The sequence below is a fragment of the Tistrella mobilis genome, from assembly GCF_039634785.1.
GTDB lineage: Bacteria > Pseudomonadota > Alphaproteobacteria > Tistrellales > Tistrellaceae > Tistrella > Tistrella mobilis.
Window position 1 is genome coordinate 32,486 of sequence record NZ_JBBIAB010000004.1, and the last position, 19,508, is coordinate 51,993.

General features: G+C 69.7%; 17 protein-coding genes. 2 read left to right on the plus strand and 15 right to left on the minus strand.

From position 1 onward, the window contains the following. Positions 1–18 precede the first annotated feature (18 nt). Positions 19–2,334, plus strand: coding sequence for a molybdopterin-dependent oxidoreductase (locus WI697_RS06675; RefSeq protein WP_345957900.1), 2,316 nt, complete (start codon positions 19–21; stop codon positions 2,332–2,334). Here WI697_RS06675 and WI697_RS06680 read toward each other — a convergent pair. The 6 genes from WI697_RS06680 to WI697_RS06705 form a co-directional block, all read right to left on the minus strand. Further along, entirely contained in the window at positions 2,268–3,089 is an 822-nt protein-coding gene (locus WI697_RS06680; protein WP_062760918.1) for an ABC transporter ATP-binding protein, read from the minus strand. The genes WI697_RS06675 and WI697_RS06680 overlap by 67 nt on opposite strands. After that, the gene (locus WI697_RS06685; RefSeq protein WP_345957901.1) at positions 3,086–3,952 is read right to left on the minus strand and encodes an ABC transporter ATP-binding protein; all 867 of its coding nucleotides are present in this window, start codon (positions 3,950–3,952) and stop codon (positions 3,086–3,088) included. The genes WI697_RS06680 and WI697_RS06685 overlap by 4 nt, the downstream gene beginning before the upstream one ends. Beyond that, positions 3,949–4,866, minus strand: coding sequence for an ABC transporter permease (locus tag WI697_RS06690; RefSeq protein WP_345957902.1), 918 nt, complete (start codon positions 4,864–4,866; stop codon positions 3,949–3,951). The genes WI697_RS06685 and WI697_RS06690 overlap by 4 nt, the downstream gene beginning before the upstream one ends. Beyond that, positions 4,863–5,909, minus strand: a complete 1,047-nt coding sequence (locus WI697_RS06695) for an ABC transporter permease (RefSeq protein ID WP_345957903.1) — start codon at positions 5,907–5,909, stop codon at positions 4,863–4,865. The genes WI697_RS06690 and WI697_RS06695 overlap by 4 nt, the downstream gene beginning before the upstream one ends. Continuing rightward, a complete protein-coding gene (locus WI697_RS06700; RefSeq protein WP_345957904.1) occupies positions 5,906–7,540 on the minus strand; it encodes an ABC transporter substrate-binding protein in 1,635 nt (544 codons plus the stop codon). The genes WI697_RS06695 and WI697_RS06700 overlap by 4 nt, the downstream gene beginning before the upstream one ends. Before the next feature lie 128 nt (positions 7,541–7,668). After that, positions 7,669–9,612: a sensor histidine kinase gene (locus WI697_RS06705; RefSeq protein ID WP_345957905.1), complete on the minus strand. Its 1,944-nt coding sequence runs from the start codon at positions 9,610–9,612 to the stop codon at positions 7,669–7,671. A gap of 226 nt (positions 9,613–9,838) precedes the next feature. On the opposite strand from WI697_RS06705, the gene WI697_RS06710 reads away from it, so the two are divergent. Beyond that, positions 9,839–10,498 (plus strand): nitroreductase, encoded by a 660-nt coding sequence (locus WI697_RS06710; protein ID WP_345958105.1) that lies wholly within the window; start codon positions 9,839–9,841, stop codon positions 10,496–10,498. Between the two features lie 55 nt (positions 10,499–10,553). Here the strand turns inward: WI697_RS06710 and WI697_RS06715 are convergent, their stop codons facing one another. From WI697_RS06715 to WI697_RS06755, 9 genes are all read right to left on the minus strand, one after another. Continuing rightward, positions 10,554–11,387: an aldo/keto reductase gene (locus WI697_RS06715; protein WP_296711956.1), complete on the minus strand. Its 834-nt coding sequence runs from the start codon at positions 11,385–11,387 to the stop codon at positions 10,554–10,556. A 122-nt stretch (positions 11,388–11,509) separates the two neighbouring features. After that, a complete protein-coding gene (locus tag WI697_RS06720) occupies positions 11,510–12,118 on the minus strand; it encodes a 2-hydroxychromene-2-carboxylate isomerase (protein ID WP_345957906.1) in 609 nt (202 codons plus the stop codon). A gap of 100 nt (positions 12,119–12,218) precedes the next feature. Next, positions 12,219–13,157 (minus strand): glutathione S-transferase family protein, encoded by a 939-nt coding sequence (locus WI697_RS06725; protein ID WP_345957907.1) that lies wholly within the window; start codon positions 13,155–13,157, stop codon positions 12,219–12,221. A gap of 158 nt (positions 13,158–13,315) precedes the next feature. Then, the gene (locus WI697_RS06730; protein WP_345957908.1) at positions 13,316–14,728 is read right to left on the minus strand and encodes an amidase; all 1,413 of its coding nucleotides are present in this window, start codon (positions 14,726–14,728) and stop codon (positions 13,316–13,318) included. Positions 14,729–14,762: 34 nt separating this feature from the next. Continuing rightward, entirely contained in the window at positions 14,763–15,290 is a 528-nt protein-coding gene (locus WI697_RS06735) for a hypothetical protein (protein ID WP_345957909.1), read from the minus strand. 7 nt (positions 15,291–15,297) lie between these two features. Next, on the minus strand, positions 15,298–16,272 hold the full coding sequence (locus tag WI697_RS06740) for an alpha/beta hydrolase (protein WP_345957910.1): 975 nt from the start codon (positions 16,270–16,272) through the stop codon (positions 15,298–15,300). A 109-nt stretch (positions 16,273–16,381) separates the two neighbouring features. Continuing rightward, the gene (locus WI697_RS06745) at positions 16,382–17,176 is read right to left on the minus strand and encodes an enoyl-CoA hydratase (RefSeq protein WP_062760930.1); all 795 of its coding nucleotides are present in this window, start codon (positions 17,174–17,176) and stop codon (positions 16,382–16,384) included. Positions 17,177–17,225: 49 nt separating this feature from the next. After that, entirely contained in the window at positions 17,226–18,461 is a 1,236-nt protein-coding gene (locus WI697_RS06750; protein ID WP_345957911.1) for a CaiB/BaiF CoA transferase family protein, read from the minus strand. After that, positions 18,445–19,488: a TRAP transporter substrate-binding protein gene (locus WI697_RS06755; RefSeq protein WP_345957913.1), complete on the minus strand. Its 1,044-nt coding sequence runs from the start codon at positions 19,486–19,488 to the stop codon at positions 18,445–18,447. Before WI697_RS06755 ends, WI697_RS06750 begins: the two co-directional genes overlap by 17 nt. Positions 19,489–19,508: the final 20 nt, after the last annotated feature.

Here is a 19,508-nt window from a genome sequence, read left to right on the forward strand (position 1 = left end):
CCGAGAACCGTGTCCGCCATGTCCGATATCCGCCGTGTTCCGACTGCCTCCCATTGGGGTGCCTTCACCGCCGTCGTCCGCGATGGCCGTCTGGTCGAGGCCATTCCGCGCGAAGGCGATCCCTACCCCTCGGACATGGTTCGGACCATGCCGGACGCGGTTCACAACCGGGCGCGGGTCGCCCGCCCCTCGGTGCGCCGCAGCTGGCTCGGCAATGCGCCCGATCGTGGCCGCGAGCGCCGAGGCGCGGAGGATTTCGTCGCCGTCCCCTGGGACGAGGCGCTCGACATGGTCGCGGCGGAGGTTGCCCGGGTGCGGCGGGAACACGGCCATGAGTCGATCTTCGGCGGATCCTATGGCTGGTCCTCGGCCGGGCGCTTCCATCATGCGAAGTCTCAGCTCCACCGCTTCCTGAATGTCGGTGGCGGCTTCACCACCCAGGTGCAGAATTACAGCTATGCCGCTGCGATCACGATCCTTCCTCATATCCTGGGATCGATCGATGCGGTGCAGGGGCCGGTCTCGTCCTGGGACGGGATCCTGCAGAACTGCCGGCTGATGGTCTGTTTCGGCGGCCTGCCGCGGATCAACATGCAGATCGAAGCCGGCGGCATGGGCGCCCATGAAGGCCGCGACTGGCTGCAGAAGATCCTGGATGCCGGCATCCGCGTGGTCTGCATCACGCCGTCGAAGGAAGACGTGCCGGATGGTGCGGAATGGTTGACCATCCGCCCCAATACCGACACCGCCGCCATGCTGGCCATGATCCATGTCCTGCTCGGCGACGGGACGGTCGACCATGATTTCCTGGCCCGCTGCACCGTCGGCGCCGACCGGGTGATCGCCTATGTCGAAGGCCGCACCGATGGTGTGCCCAAGACCCCGGACTGGGCGGCGGCGATCACCGGCCTCGACGCCGACACCATCCGGGCGCTGGCCCGCGGCCTCGGGCGCGAGCGTTCCTTCATCAATGCCTCCTGGTCCCTGCAGCGTGCCGATCGCGGCGAACAGGCCTATTGGGCGGCGATTGCGCTGGCCTGCATGGCCGGCCATGTCGGGCTGCCGGGTGGCGGCTTCGCCCTCGGCCTCGCCTCGCTGGGCAATATGGGCGTGCCGCGGCGGGGCATGGCCTCACCGCGCCTGCCGATGGGGATGAACCCGACCGGCAGCTTCATCCCCGTCGCCCGCATCTCCGACATGATGCTGACCCCCGGCGGCCGCTATCGCTATGACGGCGAGGACCTCACCTATCCCGACATCCGCCTGGTCTACTGGTGCGGCGGCAACCCCTTCCACCATCACCAGGATCTGAACCGGCTGGTCCAGGCCTTCCGCCGGCCCGAGACCGTGGTCGTCCACGAACAGTACTGGACGGCGACCGCCCGCCATGCCGACATCGTGCTGCCGGCCACCACGACGCTGGAGCGCAACGACATCGGCGCCAGCGGCCGCGACCGCTTCATCCTGGCGATGCACAAGGCGATCGACCCGGTGGGCGAGGCCCGGGACGATTTCGCCATCTTCACCGCCCTCGCCCGGCGGCTGGGCCTGGAAGAGGCCTTCACCGAAGGGCTCGACGAGATGGGCTGGCTGCGCCGGATCTATGCCGAAGCGGCCGGGGCCAATGCCGCCCGCGGCATGCCTTTCCCGGAGTTCGACAGCTTCTGGGCGGCCGGCCATATCGAGGTGCCGCCCCTCGACGAACCCTTCACCATGTTCGGCGATCTGCGCCAGGACCCGGCCGCCCACCCGCTCAACACGCCTTCGGGGCTGATCGAGCTGTTCTCGGCCCGGGTCGCCTCGTTCGGCGATCCGCACTGCCCCGGCCATCCGGTCTGGATCGAACCCGATGAATGGCTGGGCGCGCCGCTGGCCGCCCGCTACCCGCTGCACATGTTGAGCCACCAGCCCAGGACCCGGCTGCACGGCCAGCTCGATTCGGCCGAACTCAGCCGCAGCGCCAAGATCCATGGTCGCGAGCCGGTCCATATCCACCCGGAGGATGCCGCCCGGCGCGGCATCAGCGACGGCATGGTGGTGCGGGTCTTCAACGATCGCGGCGCCACGCTCGCCGGCGCGGTGGTCACCGCCGATGTCATGCCGGGGGTGATCCGCCTCGCCACCGGCGCCTGGTACGATCCGGCGGACCCGGCGGCCCGGGGCAGCCTGGACAAGCACGGCAACCCGAATGTGCTGACGGCAGATCGCCCGACCTCGGCCGTGTCCCAGGCCCCCACCGCCCATTCGACCCTGGTCGAGATCGAACCCTATCGCGGAGCGCTGCCCGAGGTGACCGCCTTCGATCCGCCCGTCGCCGACATCGCCGCCGAATGAGCCGCGCGCGGATCCCTGGCCGCCGCCAGCAGTGCCTGCGTATAGGGATCCCGCGCCTTTGCACCATGAATATCCGCCCGGGTGAGTTCCTCCACCGCCCGGCCGCGATGCATCACCAGCGCCCGGGTGCAGAGATGGGCGACGACCGCCAGATCATGGCCAACCATCAGCAGCGTCAGGCCATGATCGGCGCGCAGCCGGTCGAGCAGGTTCAGCACCTCGGCCTGGACCGACACGTCCAGCGCCGAGGTCGGCTCGTCGAGCAGCAGAACCCTGGGCTCCAGGATCAGCGCCCGGGCGATCGCGACCCGCTGGCGCTGGCCGCCTGACAGCTGGTGCGGAAAACGGAAGCGCAGCGACGCATCCAGCCCCACCGCCGCCATCGCCGCCGCAATCCGCCGCTCCGCCTCCCCCACCCCGTGGATCACCAGCGGCTCGGCCAGGATCCGGTCGACGGTGTGGCGGGGATGCAGGGCCGTGGAGGGGTCCTGAAACACCATCTGCATCAGCCGCGCCCGGGCCCGCCGGTCGGTCAGGCTCTGGCGTCCGGCCGTGACCACGGGCCGGCCATCGAACATCACCCGCCCGCCATCCGGCGCCAGCAGGCCCGCGATCGCCCGCAGCAGGGTCGACTTGCCAGAGCCGCTTTCCCCGACCACGCCCACCGCCTCGCCCCGAGCGACGCTCAGCGACACCTGGTCGACCGCGGCCAGGCCCTGAAAGCGCACGGTCAGCCCCTGGACCTCGATCATCATCCGTCCTTCCACGCCGGGTCGCGGACCAGCACCGGCAGCGGCGCCACATGGGCATCCAGCCGCGGCCGGCAGCCGATCAGCCCGCGGGTATAGGGATGGCCGGCATGATCGAGTGCGCCGGCGGCCAGGGTTTCCATCACCCGACCGGCATACATCACCGCCACCCGGTCGGCAAAGGCCGCCACCAGATCCAGATCATGGGAGATCAGCACCAGCCCCATGCCCCGCTCGGTGACCAGCCCGTCGATCAGCTCCAGAATCTCGCCGCGCACCGAGACGTCGAGCGCCGAGGTCGGCTCGTCGGCGATCAGCAGATCGGGCTCTCCCGCCAGCATCATCGCGATCATCACCCGCTGGGCCATGCCGCCCGACATCTGGTGCGGATGCAGGTCCAGCACCCGTTCCGGCCGGTCGATGCGCACCGCGGCCAGCAGGTCCAGCGCCGCAGCCCCGGCCGCACGGCGGCCGAGGCCACGATGCAGCCGCAGACCCTCGGCGATCTGCGCGCCCGCGGTCATTACCGGATCGAGTGCGGCCTTCGGATCCTGCATCACCATGGCGATGCGCCGGCCGCGCAGGCGCCGGATGGCCCGCTCGCCGCCATCGATCAGATCGATACCGTCGAAGGCCAGCCGGTCGGCGGTCATGCGGGCCTGGCGCGGCAGCAGCCCCATCACCGCCCGCATGGAGATCGACTTGCCGGAACCGCTTTCGCCCACGATCGCCAGCCGCTCCCCGGGGGCCAGCGACAGCGAGACCTCGCGCACCGCCCGAACCGGCCCCTCGGGCCCCGGGAACGACACGGCCAGGTTGCGGATCTCCAGCAGGGTGGCCTCCTCCCTCGTACCCCCGGCCTCCCTCATGCCGCCCTCCCGGTCTGGGCGCGCGGGTCCAGCACGTCGCGCAGCCCGTCGCCCAGCAGGTTGAAGCCCATGCTGACCACGAAGATCGCCGCCCCGGGCAGGGTCGCCACCCACCATTGATCGATGATGTAGTCGCGGCCGGTCGCGACCATCGCCCCCCATTCCGGCGCCGGTGCCTGGGCGCCCAGGCCCAGAAAGCCCAGCCCGGCAAAGATCAGGATCACGCCGGCCATGTCGAGCGTCAGCCGCACGATCACCGAGGACAGGCAGAGCGGCGCCACATGCAGCACCAGGATCCTGAGATCCGAGGCCCCGGCCAGCCGGGCGGCCTGGACGAATTCCCGCTCCCGCACCAGCTTCGCCTCGGCCCGGGCCAGCCGGGCATAGGCCGGCCAGCCGGTGACCGCGATCGCCACCACCGCATTGCCGATGCCGGGGCCCAGCACCGCGGCAAGCGCCAGTGCCAGCACCAGCCGCGGAAAGGCCATGACAATGTCGGTCAGCCCCATCAGCACCGCATCGATCCGGCCGCCGAAATACCCGGCCGCAATGCCGATCGCAAGCCCCACCGGCCCCACGATCACCGCCACCGACAGCACCACGGCCAGCGTGATCCGCGCCCCGTACAGAATGCGCGAGAGGATGTCCCGGCCCAGATGGTCGGTGCCCAGAAAATGCTCTGCGCCAGGGGCTTGCAGCCGGTCGTTCAGCACCTGATCGATCGGATCATAGGGTGCCAGCACCGGCGCCAGGGCGGCCGCCAGGATCAGGGCCAGCACGATCAGGGTGCCGATCACGGTCGCCGGATTGGCCAGCGCCCGGGCCAGGAAACCCGCCGCCGCATAGCGCCGCGCCTCGGCCCGGCTGCGGGGCGTGCGGGCGGCGATGCGGGCAAGGGCTGCGACCCCGATCATGCCCGTACCTCCTGCCGCATCCGCGCATCCAGCCGGCGGTGGATCAGGTCGGCCGCGCGATTGATCAGCACGAAGCCGAGCCCGACGGCAAGCGTGCCGCCCAGCACCGCATGCATGTCGGCCGCGAACAGCGCCTGGGTGATGTAGAGCCCGATGCCGGGCCAGGCGAAGACGGTTTCGGTCAGCACCGCACCTTCCAGCAGATGGGCGAAGGTCAGCGCGATCACCGTCACCAGCGGGACCGCGACATTGCGGAAGGCATGGCCCCACAGGATCCGCACCTCCGGCACGCCCTTGGCCCGGGCGGCGACGACATAATCCTGCGACAGCTCTCCGATCATGAGCGATCGGGTCATCCGCGCCACATAAGCCATCGAGAAATAACCCAGAATCGAAGCGGGCAGGATCAGGTGGCGCAGGGCGTCCACCATCGCCTCGGGCTCCCCCGCCAGCGCCGTGTCGATCAGCACGAAGCCGGTCACCTCGGGGATGGTATAGGCCCAGGCGACATCCAGCCGGCCGGGCCCCGCCACCCAGCCGAGCCGGGCGTAGAAGATCAGCAATCCGACCAGCCCCAGCCAGAACACCGGCACCGAATAGCCGACCAGGGCCACCGCCCGCACCACGTGATCGGCCAGCCGGCCGGCGCGTGCCGCCGCCAGCACCCCCAGCGGCACCCCCAGCCCGACACCGATCAGCGTGCCTGCAACCGCGAGTTCGATGGTGGCCGGGAAGACCCGTGCCACATCCTCGGCCACCGTCAGCCCGGTCATGGTCGATCGACCCAGGTCGCCGTTCAGTACATTCCAGACATAGACCGCCAGCTGCTCGTACAGCGGCAGGTCCAGCCCCAGCGCCGTGCGGGCTGCGGCATAGGCCTCGGGGCTGGCCCTGTCGCCGGCGACGACCAGGGCCGGATCGATCGGCACCACCCGGCCGATCAGAAAGGTGACGACGATCAGGCCGAGCAGGGTGACGGCAAGGCCGGCCATGAAGCCGGCCGTCACCCGCACCATGCGCAGCCCCGCAGGCGCTGCCTTCACTTCGTGATCCGCCAGTAGATATAGGTGTCGAAGGCCGGGCCCGAGATCCAGCCTTCAACCGGCTTGCGCATCGCGGTCGGCTCGGTCTGCTGGAACATCACCGCCACCGGCCCCTCCTCGCGCAGTCGGCGCTGGATGTCGTGATAAAGCTCGACCCGCCTGGCATCGTCACGTTCCAGCACCGCCGCGCGGGCCATCTCGCCCAGCTCGTCATTCTTCCAGGCATTGCGCCAGGCGATGGTCTTGGCGGTGCCGGTATCGACGTTGTCGGGGTTGCGGGCGAAATAGTCGACCGTCGAATTGGGGTCGCCATAATCCGGCGACCAGTACATCAGCAGCAGCTCGTGGCCGCGCGCCCGGTACTTGGTCAGCACCTGCCGGGTATCGGCGGTCACGATCTTCAGCCGGATGCCGATATCGGCCAGATTGGCCTGCAGCGCCTGGGCGATGTCACGATAGGGCGCCGTGCCCGAGACGTCGATGGTCAGGTCCAGCCCGTCGGGATGGCCGGCTTCGACCATCAGCGCCTTCGCCTTCTCCACATCGCGGGTATAGGGCAGATCGTCGAGCGCCGCGAAACTGCCGGCGCCCAGGATCGACTGATGCGGCCGGTAAAGCCCTTCCAGCAGGTTCGCGGCGATGCCCTGATAGTCGATCGCCCGGCGGATCGCCTCGCGCACCTTGGGCTCGGTCAGCGCCGGCACCTTCTGGTTCATCGCCAGATAATAGATCGTCGCCTTGGGCTCGGTTTCGACCTTGAGATCGGGATTGCCGGCGATGCCCTTCAGCTGTTCGGTGCCGAGCCGGCGGGCGATATCCACATCGCCCTTCTCCAGCAGCAGCCGCTGGGCGGTGGGCTCGGGCACATGGCGGATGATCACCCGCTTCATCTTCGGCGCGCCCATGTAGAAATCCGGGTTCGCCTCCAGCACCACGGCCTCTTTCGGCCGCCAGGTCACCAGGCGATAGGCGCCGCTGCCGGCGGTGTTGGTCTTCAGCCAGCCATTGCCCAGATCGCCATCGGTCTCGTGCGCCAGCGCCTCGGTGCGGTCGACCACGGCACCGACGCTGGATGACAGGCTGTTCAGCACATAGCTCGGCGCGAAGGGCTCCGACATGGTCAGCACCAGGGTGGCGTCGTCCTTGGCCACCACCATCCGGTCGACGTTTTCGGGCGTCCAGCCCAGCGCGTTCAGGATGAAGACCGGCGATTTGGCAAGCTTCACCACCCGCTGCAACGAGAAGGCGGCATCATGGGCGGTCAGCGGCCGCCCGGTGTGAAATTTCACCCCCGGCCGCATGGTGAAGGTGTAGGTGAGCCCGTCGTCCGAGATCGTCCAGCTCTCGGCCGCCCCGCCCAGGATCCTGGTGAAATCGTCCGGATCGGGCACGGTCAGGCGCAGATAGACGTTGTTCAGAATCTCGCCGGTCGCAAGCTCGAAGCTCTCCGCCGGATCGAAACTTGTTACGTCATCAATATAATGAGCCATCACCAATGTATCGGGCGGCGTGGCCGCCCGCGCCTCTCCGGCCGGCAGCCCCTGGGCTGCGAAAAGGCCGATGGCCAGGGCGGCACAGGCCCTCAGCAGACCATGGCGCAGCCGATGACGCAGCGTCGCGGGCGCCGACATTCGGGCCGTCGTCGATTGGATCACGGTCGTCACTCCCGGCGTGAAGGGGCTGCGGCCGAAGCCGGCCGCATCTGTCACGCATCATGAAGCAACTGGGCCGCCCTCGCCAAGCCCGCCCGCCACGGCAGTCAACCCAGGGCATCCTCCACCTCGGCGTCCGGACCGGCCGGGCCGTCGGGCCCGGCATCGTCCGAGAGCGGCAGCACCAGCCGGGCGACCGTGCCGAAGCCGTAGGTGCTCTCGATCTCGATCCGCCCGCCCTGCAGTTCCGCCAGGGCCTTGGCGACGGTCAGGCCAAGGCCGGCGCCCTCGAAGCGCCGCGAGAGGCCGTCATCGGCCTGGAAGAAGGCGTCCGTCACCCGGTCCAGGCTGTCGGCCGGAATGCCCGACCCGCTGTCGGTGATGGTGATCGCGCCGGTGCCGTCCTCGCGCCGCTCCACCAGCAGCACCACCTCGCCATCGGCCTCGGTGAACTTGATGGCATTGTCGATCAGATAGTCGAGCACCCGTACCGCCAGCCGCGGATCGCCCAGAACCTCCACGGGTCCGTCATCGACATGGTCCAGCCGGACACCGCCACGACGCGCCCGATCTGCGGCACTGCGCATCACCGACCGGATGGCGGACTGGGCATCGAAGCTGCGCAGCTCGCAGCGCTCTTCGCCGCCGTCGATCCGGCCGAGCCCGATGATCGCGTCGACCACCGAAATCAGCCGCCGGCCGGCGCGGGAAATCTCGTCGACATAGCCGTCATACACCTCGGAACCGAGGGGCCCGTGCAGGCGCGCCGTCATCAGATCGGCATAGCCCAGCACCGCCGCCAGCGGCGTGCGCAGTTCGTGGCTCATCATCGAGATGAAGCGCGACTTCGCCCGGCTGGCCGCATCGGCCAGATCCCGCGCCTCGGCAAGCGCCGCCTGCACCGCGGCGCGTTCCTCGACATCGTGGAAGGTCACCACCAGGGCCGCCACCGCCGCTTCGTCGCGCAGGTCGCGGAGCTTCACGTCGCAGGCCCGCACCCCTCGGGCGCCCATATCGACACGCAATTCCTCGGTCGCCGTGCGTTCGCCACCGGTCAGCACACGCTCGAACAGCGCGCGCAGGCGATCCCGATCCTCGGCGACCACCATCCGCGCCAGGGGCCGGGCGCGGGCGATCGCAACCAGATCGGCCGGGCCCACCACATCCCTGATCGCGTGATCGGCATCGGCAACCACGATCAGATCCGATCCTGTGGCCAGCAGTGCCGACATCCGCCGGCTGCCCAGGCGCAGCGTCTCCGCCTCGCGCGCGGCCGACAAGGCGAAGCGTTTGTCGATGGTGGCCGAGGCGATGATGATGGTGACCACCAGTGCCGCGCCGACCGCCACCAGCACGGCGATGACCTGGGGATGCACCGCATGGGCCGAGGCTTCGAGGAACAGCAGCCGGCCGAGTGCGATGGTCTGGGCCGGCTCGAACCGCGCCGCCGCCATGCCGGTATAGTGCATGCCGCAGATCGCCACCGCCATGACCACCGAGGCCCCCAGCTTGGCCGGGATTGAGACCTCTCGCCGGGCGATGGCCAGGGCTGCGGTGGCCGCGACCAGGGCGATCACCACGCTCAGCGCAAAGGTCCAGGGCTCGTAGAGCAGCCGGGCGGGCATGTGCATGGCTTCCATGCCCATATAGTGCATGCCCACGACACCGGTGCCGGTTGCGAGCCCCGCGCCCAGCAGGGCCCCCGGGTGGTTCCCGGCCCGCGATACCCAGGCAAGCCCCAGCCAGGTCATCGCCACGGCGATGATCAGCGAACCGACGGTCAGGTCCAGGTCGTAATCGACCGGAAAGGGCAGTTCATGGGCAAGCATGCCGATGAAATGCATCGACCAGATGCCGCCGCCCAGCACCACGCTGCCGGCCGTGATCCACACCGTGCGCATCCGGGGCCCTGCGGTCGGAATCCGGCCGGCGGTCTGCAGCGCCGCGTAGGACGCGAACAGCGCGACCACGACCGACAGCACGACCAGCCGCGTATCGTAACCGCTTTCGGCATAATGCCCGCCAGCGTCGTGGGCGAACTCCAGAAACATATGTCAGCCGCCCTTCCGAAGGCCGTCACCGGAAACCCGGCGCGAACGTCGTCGCCGCGCCACGCATGGTTCCGAAGCGCGTCGGGCAGGGCGCAACGGACCAGTTTTCATGGCATTCTGCCCGAGGAGAGTAAAGGAAACATGGACGGAGCCCATGACGAATTCAGAAGATCCGGCCCGTATCGCCGCAGCCGTGGCGGCTGCATCGCGCCGCGTGGGAGAAACCATGGCCGGCCGGCGCAGCACCCGCGCCTTCCGACCCGATCCGGTCCCGCGGGAAACGGTGGAACGGATCCTGGCACTGGCGGCCCGCGCCCCCAGCGGATCGAACATCCAGCCCTGGAAAGTCCACGTTCTGGCCGGTGCCGCCCGCGCGCGCGTGGTGGCTGCACTGACCGCAGACCACGCCGCCGGCGCCCCGCGTGCCGCCTGGGGCTATACATACTATCCGGTGAAGTGGCGGGCGCCCTATCAGGATCGCCGTCGGGCGCTCGGCTGGTCGCTCTACAGCCTGCTCGGCATCGGCAAGGGCGATCAGGACCGCATGCAGGCGCAGGAGCGGCGCAACTTCGCGTTCTTCGACGCCCCGGTCGGGCTGATCGTCACCATCGACCGCGATATGGAACAGGGATCCTGGGTGGATGTCGGGATCTTCGTCGGTCAGGTCCTGCTGGCGGCCGAAGCGATGGGCCTGCAGACCTGCCCGCAGGCGGCCTTCGCCATGTATGACGGCATCCTGCGCGACGAGATCGGCTATCCCGAAACCGAACAGGTGGTCTGCGGCATCGCCATCGGCCATGGCGACCCCGACGACGTGACCGCCCGGCTCCAGACCCCGCGTGAACCGGTGGAAGGCTTCGCAACCTTCCAGGGTTTCGCGGACTGAAATACGGAGGCCGGCGCGCGGGCAGCCCCTGCCCTGCGCCGGCCGCCACGGCTGATCAGGCCGCGTCCCATTCGGGTGCGAAGGACGGATTGATCATCCGGCCGTTGCCGCGCAGCGCATCGATCTTCGCCCGCTCGGCATCGCTCAACCGGATGTCGAGTGCTGCCAGATTGGCGCGGATATGGGCTTCGCTGCCGGCCTTCGGGATGGCGCTGACCATGGGCTGATCGATCAGCCAGCGCAGCACCACCTGCGCCGGAGAGGCGTCGTGCGCCTCGGCGATCTCGCGGATCACCGGGTCGTCGGCGACCTTGCCGCGGGCCAGCGGGCTGTAGGCGGTGACCATCATGCCATGGGCGCGGGCATAGGCCAGCACCGGATCCTGGTTCAGATAGGGGTGGTATTCCACCTGATCGGCGGCGACGTCCACGCCCAGCTCTTCGACCACGCGCTTCATCAGCGCGACCGGGAAGTTGCTGAGGCCGATCAGCTTCGCCCGGCCGGCCGCCTTCACGCCTTCAAGCGCGCGCATGGTCTCGGCCAGATCGATCTTCGGATTCGGCCAGTGGATCAGCAGCAGGTCGACCTGATCGACCTGAAGCTTCTTCAGCGACTCCTCCACCGACGCCTCGAGCGTGCCGGCGGCCAGTCGTTCATACCAGACCTTGGTGGTCAGGAAGACTTCCGAGCGGTCGATCGCGGACTCGGCGATCGCCTCGCCGACCTCGGCCTCGTTGTCATAGATCTGCGCGGTATCGATATGCCGGTAGCCGAGGTCGAGCGCGGTGCGCACGGCACGCACGCAGGCCCGGCCGGTGATCTGCCAGGTGCCGAAGCCGAGCGCCGGAACCCGGGCGCCCTTGACGTCGATGATGGTCTGGTCAGGCATGGCTCATCTCCGGAAGCGGAAGGATAGGGTCCGCCGCGTCGGCACGCGGGCGGCGCAGGGGAGGACGTCTTGTTGTGTTTGCCCCCGATGCGGGGGGAGAGATGGTCCGGCGGCGGCGGGCGTCAATCCAGCGTGACGCCCAGGCGCTCGGCCAGGAAATCGAGACGGTCCTGGCCCCAGAAGGGTTCGCCGTCGAAGATATAGGTGGGCGCGCCGAACACGCCGGCCGCGATGGCATTGTCGGTCATGGCGGCGCGCTTCGCCGCCAGATCCGCGGTCGCGGCATCGGCGCGATCGAGCAGCTCAGCATCCAGCCCCTCACGCCGCAGCAGGTCGGCCAGCGTTTCGGCATCCGTGATGTCCCGCCCCTCGGCCCAGACCGCGCCCAGCACGCCGCCGATCAGCCCGGCGGGATCCACACCCTCGGCCATGGCCTGCAGCACCAGATGCGCCGCCCGGGTGTCGTCGACCGGGAAAAAGCGCGGCTCCAGCTCCAGCGGCACGCCCAGCCGGTCGCGCCAGCGCTTCAACTCGTACATGCGATAGGTCTGGCGCTGCACCGGGCGCTGTTTCACCGGCACGCCACCCGACGCAGCGAAGATCTTCGCAAAATCCACCGGGTGCCAGCGAATGACGGCGCGGCCACGATCGGCGATGGCCACGAAGCGGTCATGGCCCAGATAGGCCCAGGGCGACATCAGCGGCAGGTAGCAGTCGACGATCCGTGTCATGAAACGGCTCCGGCAAGGGATGGGGGCGGCCGTCGCGACGATGCCGCCCGCGAGCGGGCTCGCGGGCGGCATCCGGCAGGCGGCGCTTACGGTATACCGTTCAGGCGGGTCGGACAACGTAGCCGATGCGGGGGAAGTGCACGGCGATCTCTCCCAGCTCGGGATCCTCGCGCCGGATGCTGATCCGCCGCCGGCTGATCGCGGTCACCTCGCCGGCCACCGGGTCCTTGCCGAAATCCTCGGGCGTGACCGTCACGCTCGTGCCCGGCTGCGGGGCGTTGTCGTCCGTCTCCCCCACCGTCTCGGGCGGCAGCGGGGTCGCTTCGCGGGCGATGGCGAGTGCGGCATCCGGCTCCATCTCGATGCGGGTCCCGTGGCGGAACTCCCGCACCCGGCCGTTCCAGGCCTGGGCGTTCAGATATTCCGCCATCACCCCGCCAACCTTGCGGCCGTTGTTCTCAAGGAACCAGATCGGATGATAGGCGGCGAAATCCGCCAGGCTCGGCTCGTCGCCGAACAGATAGAGCGTGCCCTGCCCCAGCGCATCGTCGAGCACGGCGAGCGCATTGTGGAGCTGTTCCTTGAACATCGGCGCGGCCGCCTTCATCCGCTCCACATCGGCCCGCGGCGCACCGTTCATCCGCGCACGGTCTTCCAGAAGTTCCGGCGGCAGCTTGTCGGCATTGAACGCCATGGCATAGCGCACCGCCGGCCAGAACAGCATCCGCTCGGCCCAGAGCGAGAAGGCGAGCAGGCCGCCCCAGCCGCCGGCGGCGGTGCCGTTCTCGGGGAACAGGGTCGGCTGCGGATGGCGGCGCTCCAGCTCTTCGGCGATCAGATTGGTGTCGACATAAACATCGGCCCCGATCTGCATCACCGGCGTGCGGCGATAGCCGCCGGTCAGCGGCGTCAGCTTCGGCTTCGGCGCCCAGATCGGCTGTACCACCGAATTCCAGGTCAGCCCCTTGAAGCCCAGCATCAGCCGGGCCTTCTCGGCAAAAGGCGACGAGTCGTAGTGATGGAGGATGATCTCCGTCATCGTCCTCTCCTGTCTGCGCGACATCCCGGCCACCGGGCGCGGGCCGCCGCAGGTCTGAGCGTCCGGACCAGTCTCGTTCTGGCACTCTTCTCGTTCCGAGAACTCTATCCGGCGATCATTATACCCATGGTTTATTTTGCCGCCAGTGACGGCGGGGCTCAGTCCGCGGCACTGCGCGGCGGCAGGGGGATCGGGCGCACCCGCTCGAAGGCCCGTGCCACCCGCAGAACCAGCGCATCCGCCCCCACCGGCCCCACGATCTGCAACCCGACCGGCAGGCCGTCGCGATCGAAGCCACAGGGGATCGACGCCGCCGGCTGGCCGGTCAGGTTGAAGGGGTAGGTAAAGGGCGTCCAGTCGTTCCAGGTTGTCGCCGCCGGATCGCCCGGGTGGTTGCGCCCGGCCTTGAAGGCGGTATCGGGCAGGGTCGGCGTCAGGATCACGTCGAAGCGCCGATGCAGCCCGGCCATATGCGCCGCCAGCCCCGCCCGGCGGAACTGCGCCTGGGCGAGCGTCACCGCGTCGAAGCCCTGGCCGATGGTCGCCGCCGCCATCAGGGTCTGGTCCAGCCGGCGGCGCTGGTCGTCGCTCATGCCCGCGGCCATCAGGGCTGCCCCCGTGGTCCAGATGATCTGGAAGATCCGGCGGGTTTCGGGCAGATCCACCGTCATCGGCTCGACCACCGCGCCTTCGGCACGGAACACGCCGACCGCGGCATCGACCGCGGCGGCAACGTCGTCGTCGACCGGCTCGTCATTGATGGTCGGCGCATAGCCGATGCGGAGCCCGCGCACACCCTCTTCCAGCCCGGCGGTAAAATCCTCCACGGCAAAGGGTTTCGCGTACCAGTCGCGCGCATCGGGCCGGGCCAGCACCGCCAGCATCAGCGCCGCATCGCGCACGGTCCGGGTCATCGGCCCGACATGCGACACGCTGGACAGCGGGCTGGCCGGCCAGGCCGGCACCCGGCCGAAACTCGGCTTCAGGCCGAAAATGCCGGAGAAGCTGGCGGGGATGCGGATCGACCCGCCGCCATCGGTGCCGATATTGAGCACGCCCAGCCCGGTCGCCGCCGCCACCGCCGCCCCACCCGACGAGCCGCCGGGGGTGCGGTCGCTGTCCCAGGGATTGCGGGTGATGCCGGCAAGCGGGCTGTCGGTCACCCCCTTATGGCCGAATTCGGGCGTGGTGGTCTTGGCGGTGAACACAGCCCCGGTTTCGCGCAGCCGGGCCACGGCCGGCGAATCCTCGTCCCAGTCCTGCCCGGGGTCGACCGCGCGGCTGCCGCGCAGCGTCGGCCAGCCGGCCGAAAGCAGCAGGTCCTTGATGGTGGCCGGCACGCCGTCGAGCGGCCCGGCCGGCTCCCCCGCAATCCAGCGCAGTTCCGAAGCCCGTGCCTGGGCCCGGGTGGTTTCGGGATCGAGAAAGGCGCAGGGGTTCAGCTCGGGCTGAACCTCGGCGATGCGCGCAAGGCAGGCCTCGGCCACCTCCACCGGCGAAACCCGCCGGGCGGCATAGGCCTCGACCAGCGATGATGCGTCGGCGAAGCAGAGATCGTCGGGCAGGCTCATGATGGTCGGCCTTTCAGGGGGGAGAGGAAGGCGCTCAGGAAACCGGTTCGGGGTCGTCCTCGTCGGCCGCAGGGCGGCGCCAGCCGATGGCCGCGATTTCGGCGGCGATCCGGCCGGCAAGCTCGGCGCCCGGGCCCTGGGCGTCGGGCTGGTCGGGCAGCACCCGGCCGCCATCGGCGATCCGCAGCAGGCTGCGGGCGACCGCGGCGAACAGCGCCTCGGGCGTGCCCGGATCATCCAGCACACCGGCGGCCCCGGCCGCCAGCAGGCCCGCGGCCAGCACCGCCGGCGGCCGGTCGCCTTCGGCCGCCACCACCAGCAGCCGGCGGGCCGGCAGCCGCCCGAGCAGGGCGCGGATCTCGTCCTCGGCCGCCGTCAGCGGCCGGCGCAGCGGCATCACGATCAGCAGGCCCGGATGATCGGCCAGGCATCCGGGCAGATCAGACGCCGTCACCTCGATCGGCGGCGCCGCGGTCACGGCGGCAAGGCCGGTCCGCCAGCCGGCGGCGGCCAGGGCATCGCCCTCGGGTCTGACCAGCAGAACCTGCGGCAGGCCAGGCATCACCGCCTCATCTCCCGGGGGTCGCGACAGCCAGCCCCTGCGCCAGCCGCCGGGCCAGACCGTCGATGGCGCTGCGCGCATCGGCGAACCAGGCGGTCATGTGCAGGAAGCCGTGGAACATGCCTTCGGCGCAATGGTGGTCGGCCGCAACGCCGGCGGCCTTCAGCGCCGCGGCATAGGCCTCTCCCTCGCTCTGTAGCGGGTCGAAACGCGCGGTCAGGATATGGGCGGGCGGCAGCCCGGCCAGGCTTTGCGCGTGGATCGGCGACAGCCGCGGGTCTTCCAGCGAAACCGTATGATCGGGGATGTAGCAGGCGCGGAACCAGCGCAGCAGCCGCTCGGTCAGGAACAGCCCCTCGCCGGGCTTCTTCTCGCGCTTTTCGCCGGTGCCCAGATCGGTTGCGGGATAGATCAGCAGCTGGAAGACCGGCTGCACCGTATCGCCGGCATCGCGGAGCGCGATTGCGGCCGCCGCCGCCAGATTGCCGCCGGCACTGTCGCCGCCGATCGCCAGCCGGGCCGGGTCCAGCCCCAGCGCGCCCGCCCGCTCCGCCAGATCGCGGAAGGCCGCGACGGCATCGTCGAACCCGGCCGGAAACGGATGTTCGGGGGCCAGACGGTAATCGAGCGAGATGACCACGGCCCCCGATCCGACCGCCAGCCGGCGGCAGATGTCGTCATGGGTGTCCAGATCGCCCAGCACCCAGCCGCCGCCATGCAGGAACAGCAGGGCCGGCGCCGGGCTTCCGGCGCGACCATCCGGTCGATAGATGCGCGCGGGCCGGTCGCCGGCGGCCCCCTTCAGCACCAGGGCATTCACCGCCACACCGCCCTGCACGGGGCCGCGAAAGCGGAGCATGGTGTCGCGGAACAGGGCGCGCGCCTCGCCCAGCGCCATCTGGTCGTAGGGCGGTGGCGGGCTGGCGCGCAGCATGTCGATGAACAGCTGCGCCTGCGGATGCAGGCCGTCGAAAGTGAACACCGGCACTCCCCTGGCTGGTCGCGTGACCCGCCGATGATCCGGCGAGGTCGCCTCCGGCGTCAAGCCGGCAGTCTGCAACCTCGCCGCATTAAGGGAACGCTCCGTGCCTCTATCTGCCGTCGAAGACCGGCGCCCGCTTCTCGCCGAAGGCCCGCCGACCCTCGACATAGTCGTCGCTGGCGAAGCAGGCATCGACCGCCAGATCGGCGGCCTGAGCCATGGCCGGGTCGCCCAGCAGCACATGTTCGACCGACAGCTTGGCCGCCATGATCGTCAGCGGCGCCAGACCGGCCAGCACCTGGGCCCGTTCGGTGACCACATCGGCCAGCGCCACATGCGGCACCACATCCGAGACCAGCCCCCAGGCCAAGGCCTGGCTCGCCTCCAGCCGGCGGGCCGAGACCACCATCTCCCGCGCCCGGGCCGGGCCGACCGCGGCCGCAAGCCGGGCCAGCGCCTCGCGGCCATAGCCCACGCCCAGCTTCGCCGCCGGAATGGCGAAGACCGCATGCTCGTCGGAGATCCGGATATCGCAGGCCAGCGCAAGGTTGAGCCCGCCGCCGACGCAGGCGCCGTGGATCATCGCGATCACCGGCAGCCGGCTGCGGGCGATGCGATGCAGCACCGACCTCGTGGCCTCGGCATAGGCCTGCACGCCCGCCGGTTCCGACCGTTCCTGGTCGAAGCGGGAGATGTCGGCCCCGGAGGCAAAGGCGCGGCTGCCCTCGCCCCGGATCACCAGGGCGCGGATGTTGGTATCGGCCGAAAGCTCGTCCAGCGCCTGGGCCATCGCGTGCCACATGTGCAGGCCGATGGCATTGCGCCGGTCGGGATTGTCGATGACCAGGGTGGCGACCGCGCCCTGGGTGTCGACGCGGATGCGCCCGGCTTCGGGCATGGACATAGGCGTGTTTCCCCTCGATCGAGGACGGTGACGGACCGGTCAGATCAGATCAGATGACGCCCCGGTCCCGCAAGCCGTCGATCGCATCGGCTGCAAGACCCAGATCGCTCAGCACCCGATCGGTATCGGCGCCGAGCGCTGGCGGCGGCCCCGCGATGCCGCCCGGGGTTGCGGTCAGCGTGACCGGCAGCCGCAGCAGCGCCGTGCTGCCCGTCTCGTGCCCCGGCAGGTCGACGGGGGTTGCGAGCCGCAGATGGCGGACCTGATCATCGGCGAAGACCTGGGCCATGTCGTTGATCGGCCCGGCCGGCACGCCGGCCTCGTTGAACACCCGCGTCCAGTCTTCCGCGGACCGGGCCTTCAGCCGGTCGGCGATCAGGGCGTTCAGCCGGTCGCGATTGGCCAGCCGCGCGTCGCGATCGGCGAAATCGGGGTCGGCCGCCAGATGCTCCAGCGCCGCCACCTTGCAGAAGCGCTGCCAGATCACCTCGCCCGCCACCGCCAGGTTGATCGGCCGGTCCGCGGTCGGGAAAACGCCGGTCGGGATCGAGGTCGGGTGGTTGTTGCCGGCCTGGGCCGGCACCTCGCCCTCGACCAGGGTGCGGGCGGCCTGGAAGTCCATCATGAAGACCTGGGCTTCCAGCAGCGAGGTGTGCAGCCACTGGCCCTCGCCGGTCGCACGCGCATGCAGCAGGGCCGCCAGGATGCCCAGCGCGCAGAACATCCCCGCCGTCAGATCGGCCACGGGGATGCCGGCCCGCACGGGCCCCTGCCCCGGCAGCCCGGTTACCGACATCAGCCCGCCCATGCCCTGGGCGATCTGGTCGAAACCCGGGCGCCCGGCATAGGGCCCGTCCTGGCCGAAGCCCGAGATCGAGGCCATCACCAGGGCCGGGTTGATCGGTTTCAGATCCTCCCAGGCGATGCCGAGGCGCTGTTTCACGTCGGGGCGAAAATTCTCGATCACCACATCGGCACGCGCGACCAGGCGGCGGAAGAGATCCAGCCCTTCCGGCGCCTTCAGATCCAGCGTCATGCTGGCCTTGCCGCGGTTCAGATTGGCGAAATCGCTGCCCTCGCGCCCCATCATGCCGTCGCCGCCCGAAGCGGTCTCGGGCGGCTCTATGCGGATCACCCGGGCACCCCAGTCGGCGAGCAGTCGCGTCGCCGCCGGGCCCGAACGCACCCGCGACAGGTCGAGCACGGTCAGCCCGGCAAGGGGGCCGCGCGGGGCCCCCTCGCCTGCCGTCCGGCCCGCCTGATCCTGATCAGGAGACCCCGGCATAGCGCTTCCACAGCTCCATCAGCTTGGCGCCATCCTCGCCATGGGCATCGACATAGCCCTGATAGATCGGCTTCATCAGTTCGTCGATGCGGGCGCGATCCTCGGCCGAGAGATCCTGGCTCACCTTGGCCAGCTTCTTGATCTCGGCATAAAGCTTGTCCTGCTCGGCCTTGAAGTTCTCGGTCGACCAGGTGATGGTCTCGGCCACCGCCTGTTCCACCGCCTTCTGCTGCTCGGCATCCAGCGCCTGCCATTTGCGGCCGTTCATGATCAGCAGATAGGGCGAGCGCACCAGATTGGCGTTGACATGCACCGGTGCGACGGTGGCGAGATTGTTGTTCACATAGGACGACCAGGTGGTGGCGATGCCGTCGACGGTGCCGGTCTGCAGCGCCAGGAACTGTTCGGCGGCGCTCATGAACACGATCGAGGCGCCCATGGCGCGCAGCGCCTCGTCGGACAGGCCGCCGGCGCCGCGGATCTTGCGACCGTTCAGGTCGGCGACGCTCTCGATCGGGTCGCGCATGAACATGCCGACATCGCCCGAGCTGTTGATCACGCCCAGCATGCGCACGCCGAAGCGGCCGAGCGAGCGGTCGATGACCTCGCGGACCTCCGGATCGGACGCGAACTTCGCCTGGGCGGCATCGTCATAGCTCGCCGGCGGGAACGGCAGGGTGAAGATGTTCAGCAGCTTGGCCTGGCCGGTGATGTAGCCCGCATAGATGGAATACATGTCGACGGTGCCCTGGGCCGTGGCCTGCAGCCCTTCGCGCCCTTTCACCAGGCTCTCGGCCGGGAAGACCTCGACCTTGATCGTCTTCGACAGGGTCTGGATGCGGTCGGCCAGGTATTGCGCGGTGCGGCCGCGGAAATCCTCGGTCGCGAAATAATGGCCGAAGCGGAGCGTCACCTCGGCGGCACTCGCGGCACCGGCCGAGATCAGGGCAAGGGTTGCCGCGGCGACACCGGCGGCGAGCCGGGCGCGCAGCCGCGGGCGGCGCGCATTGGTCCGGAACAGGGGCATGGCGTGTCCTCCCTTGGGAC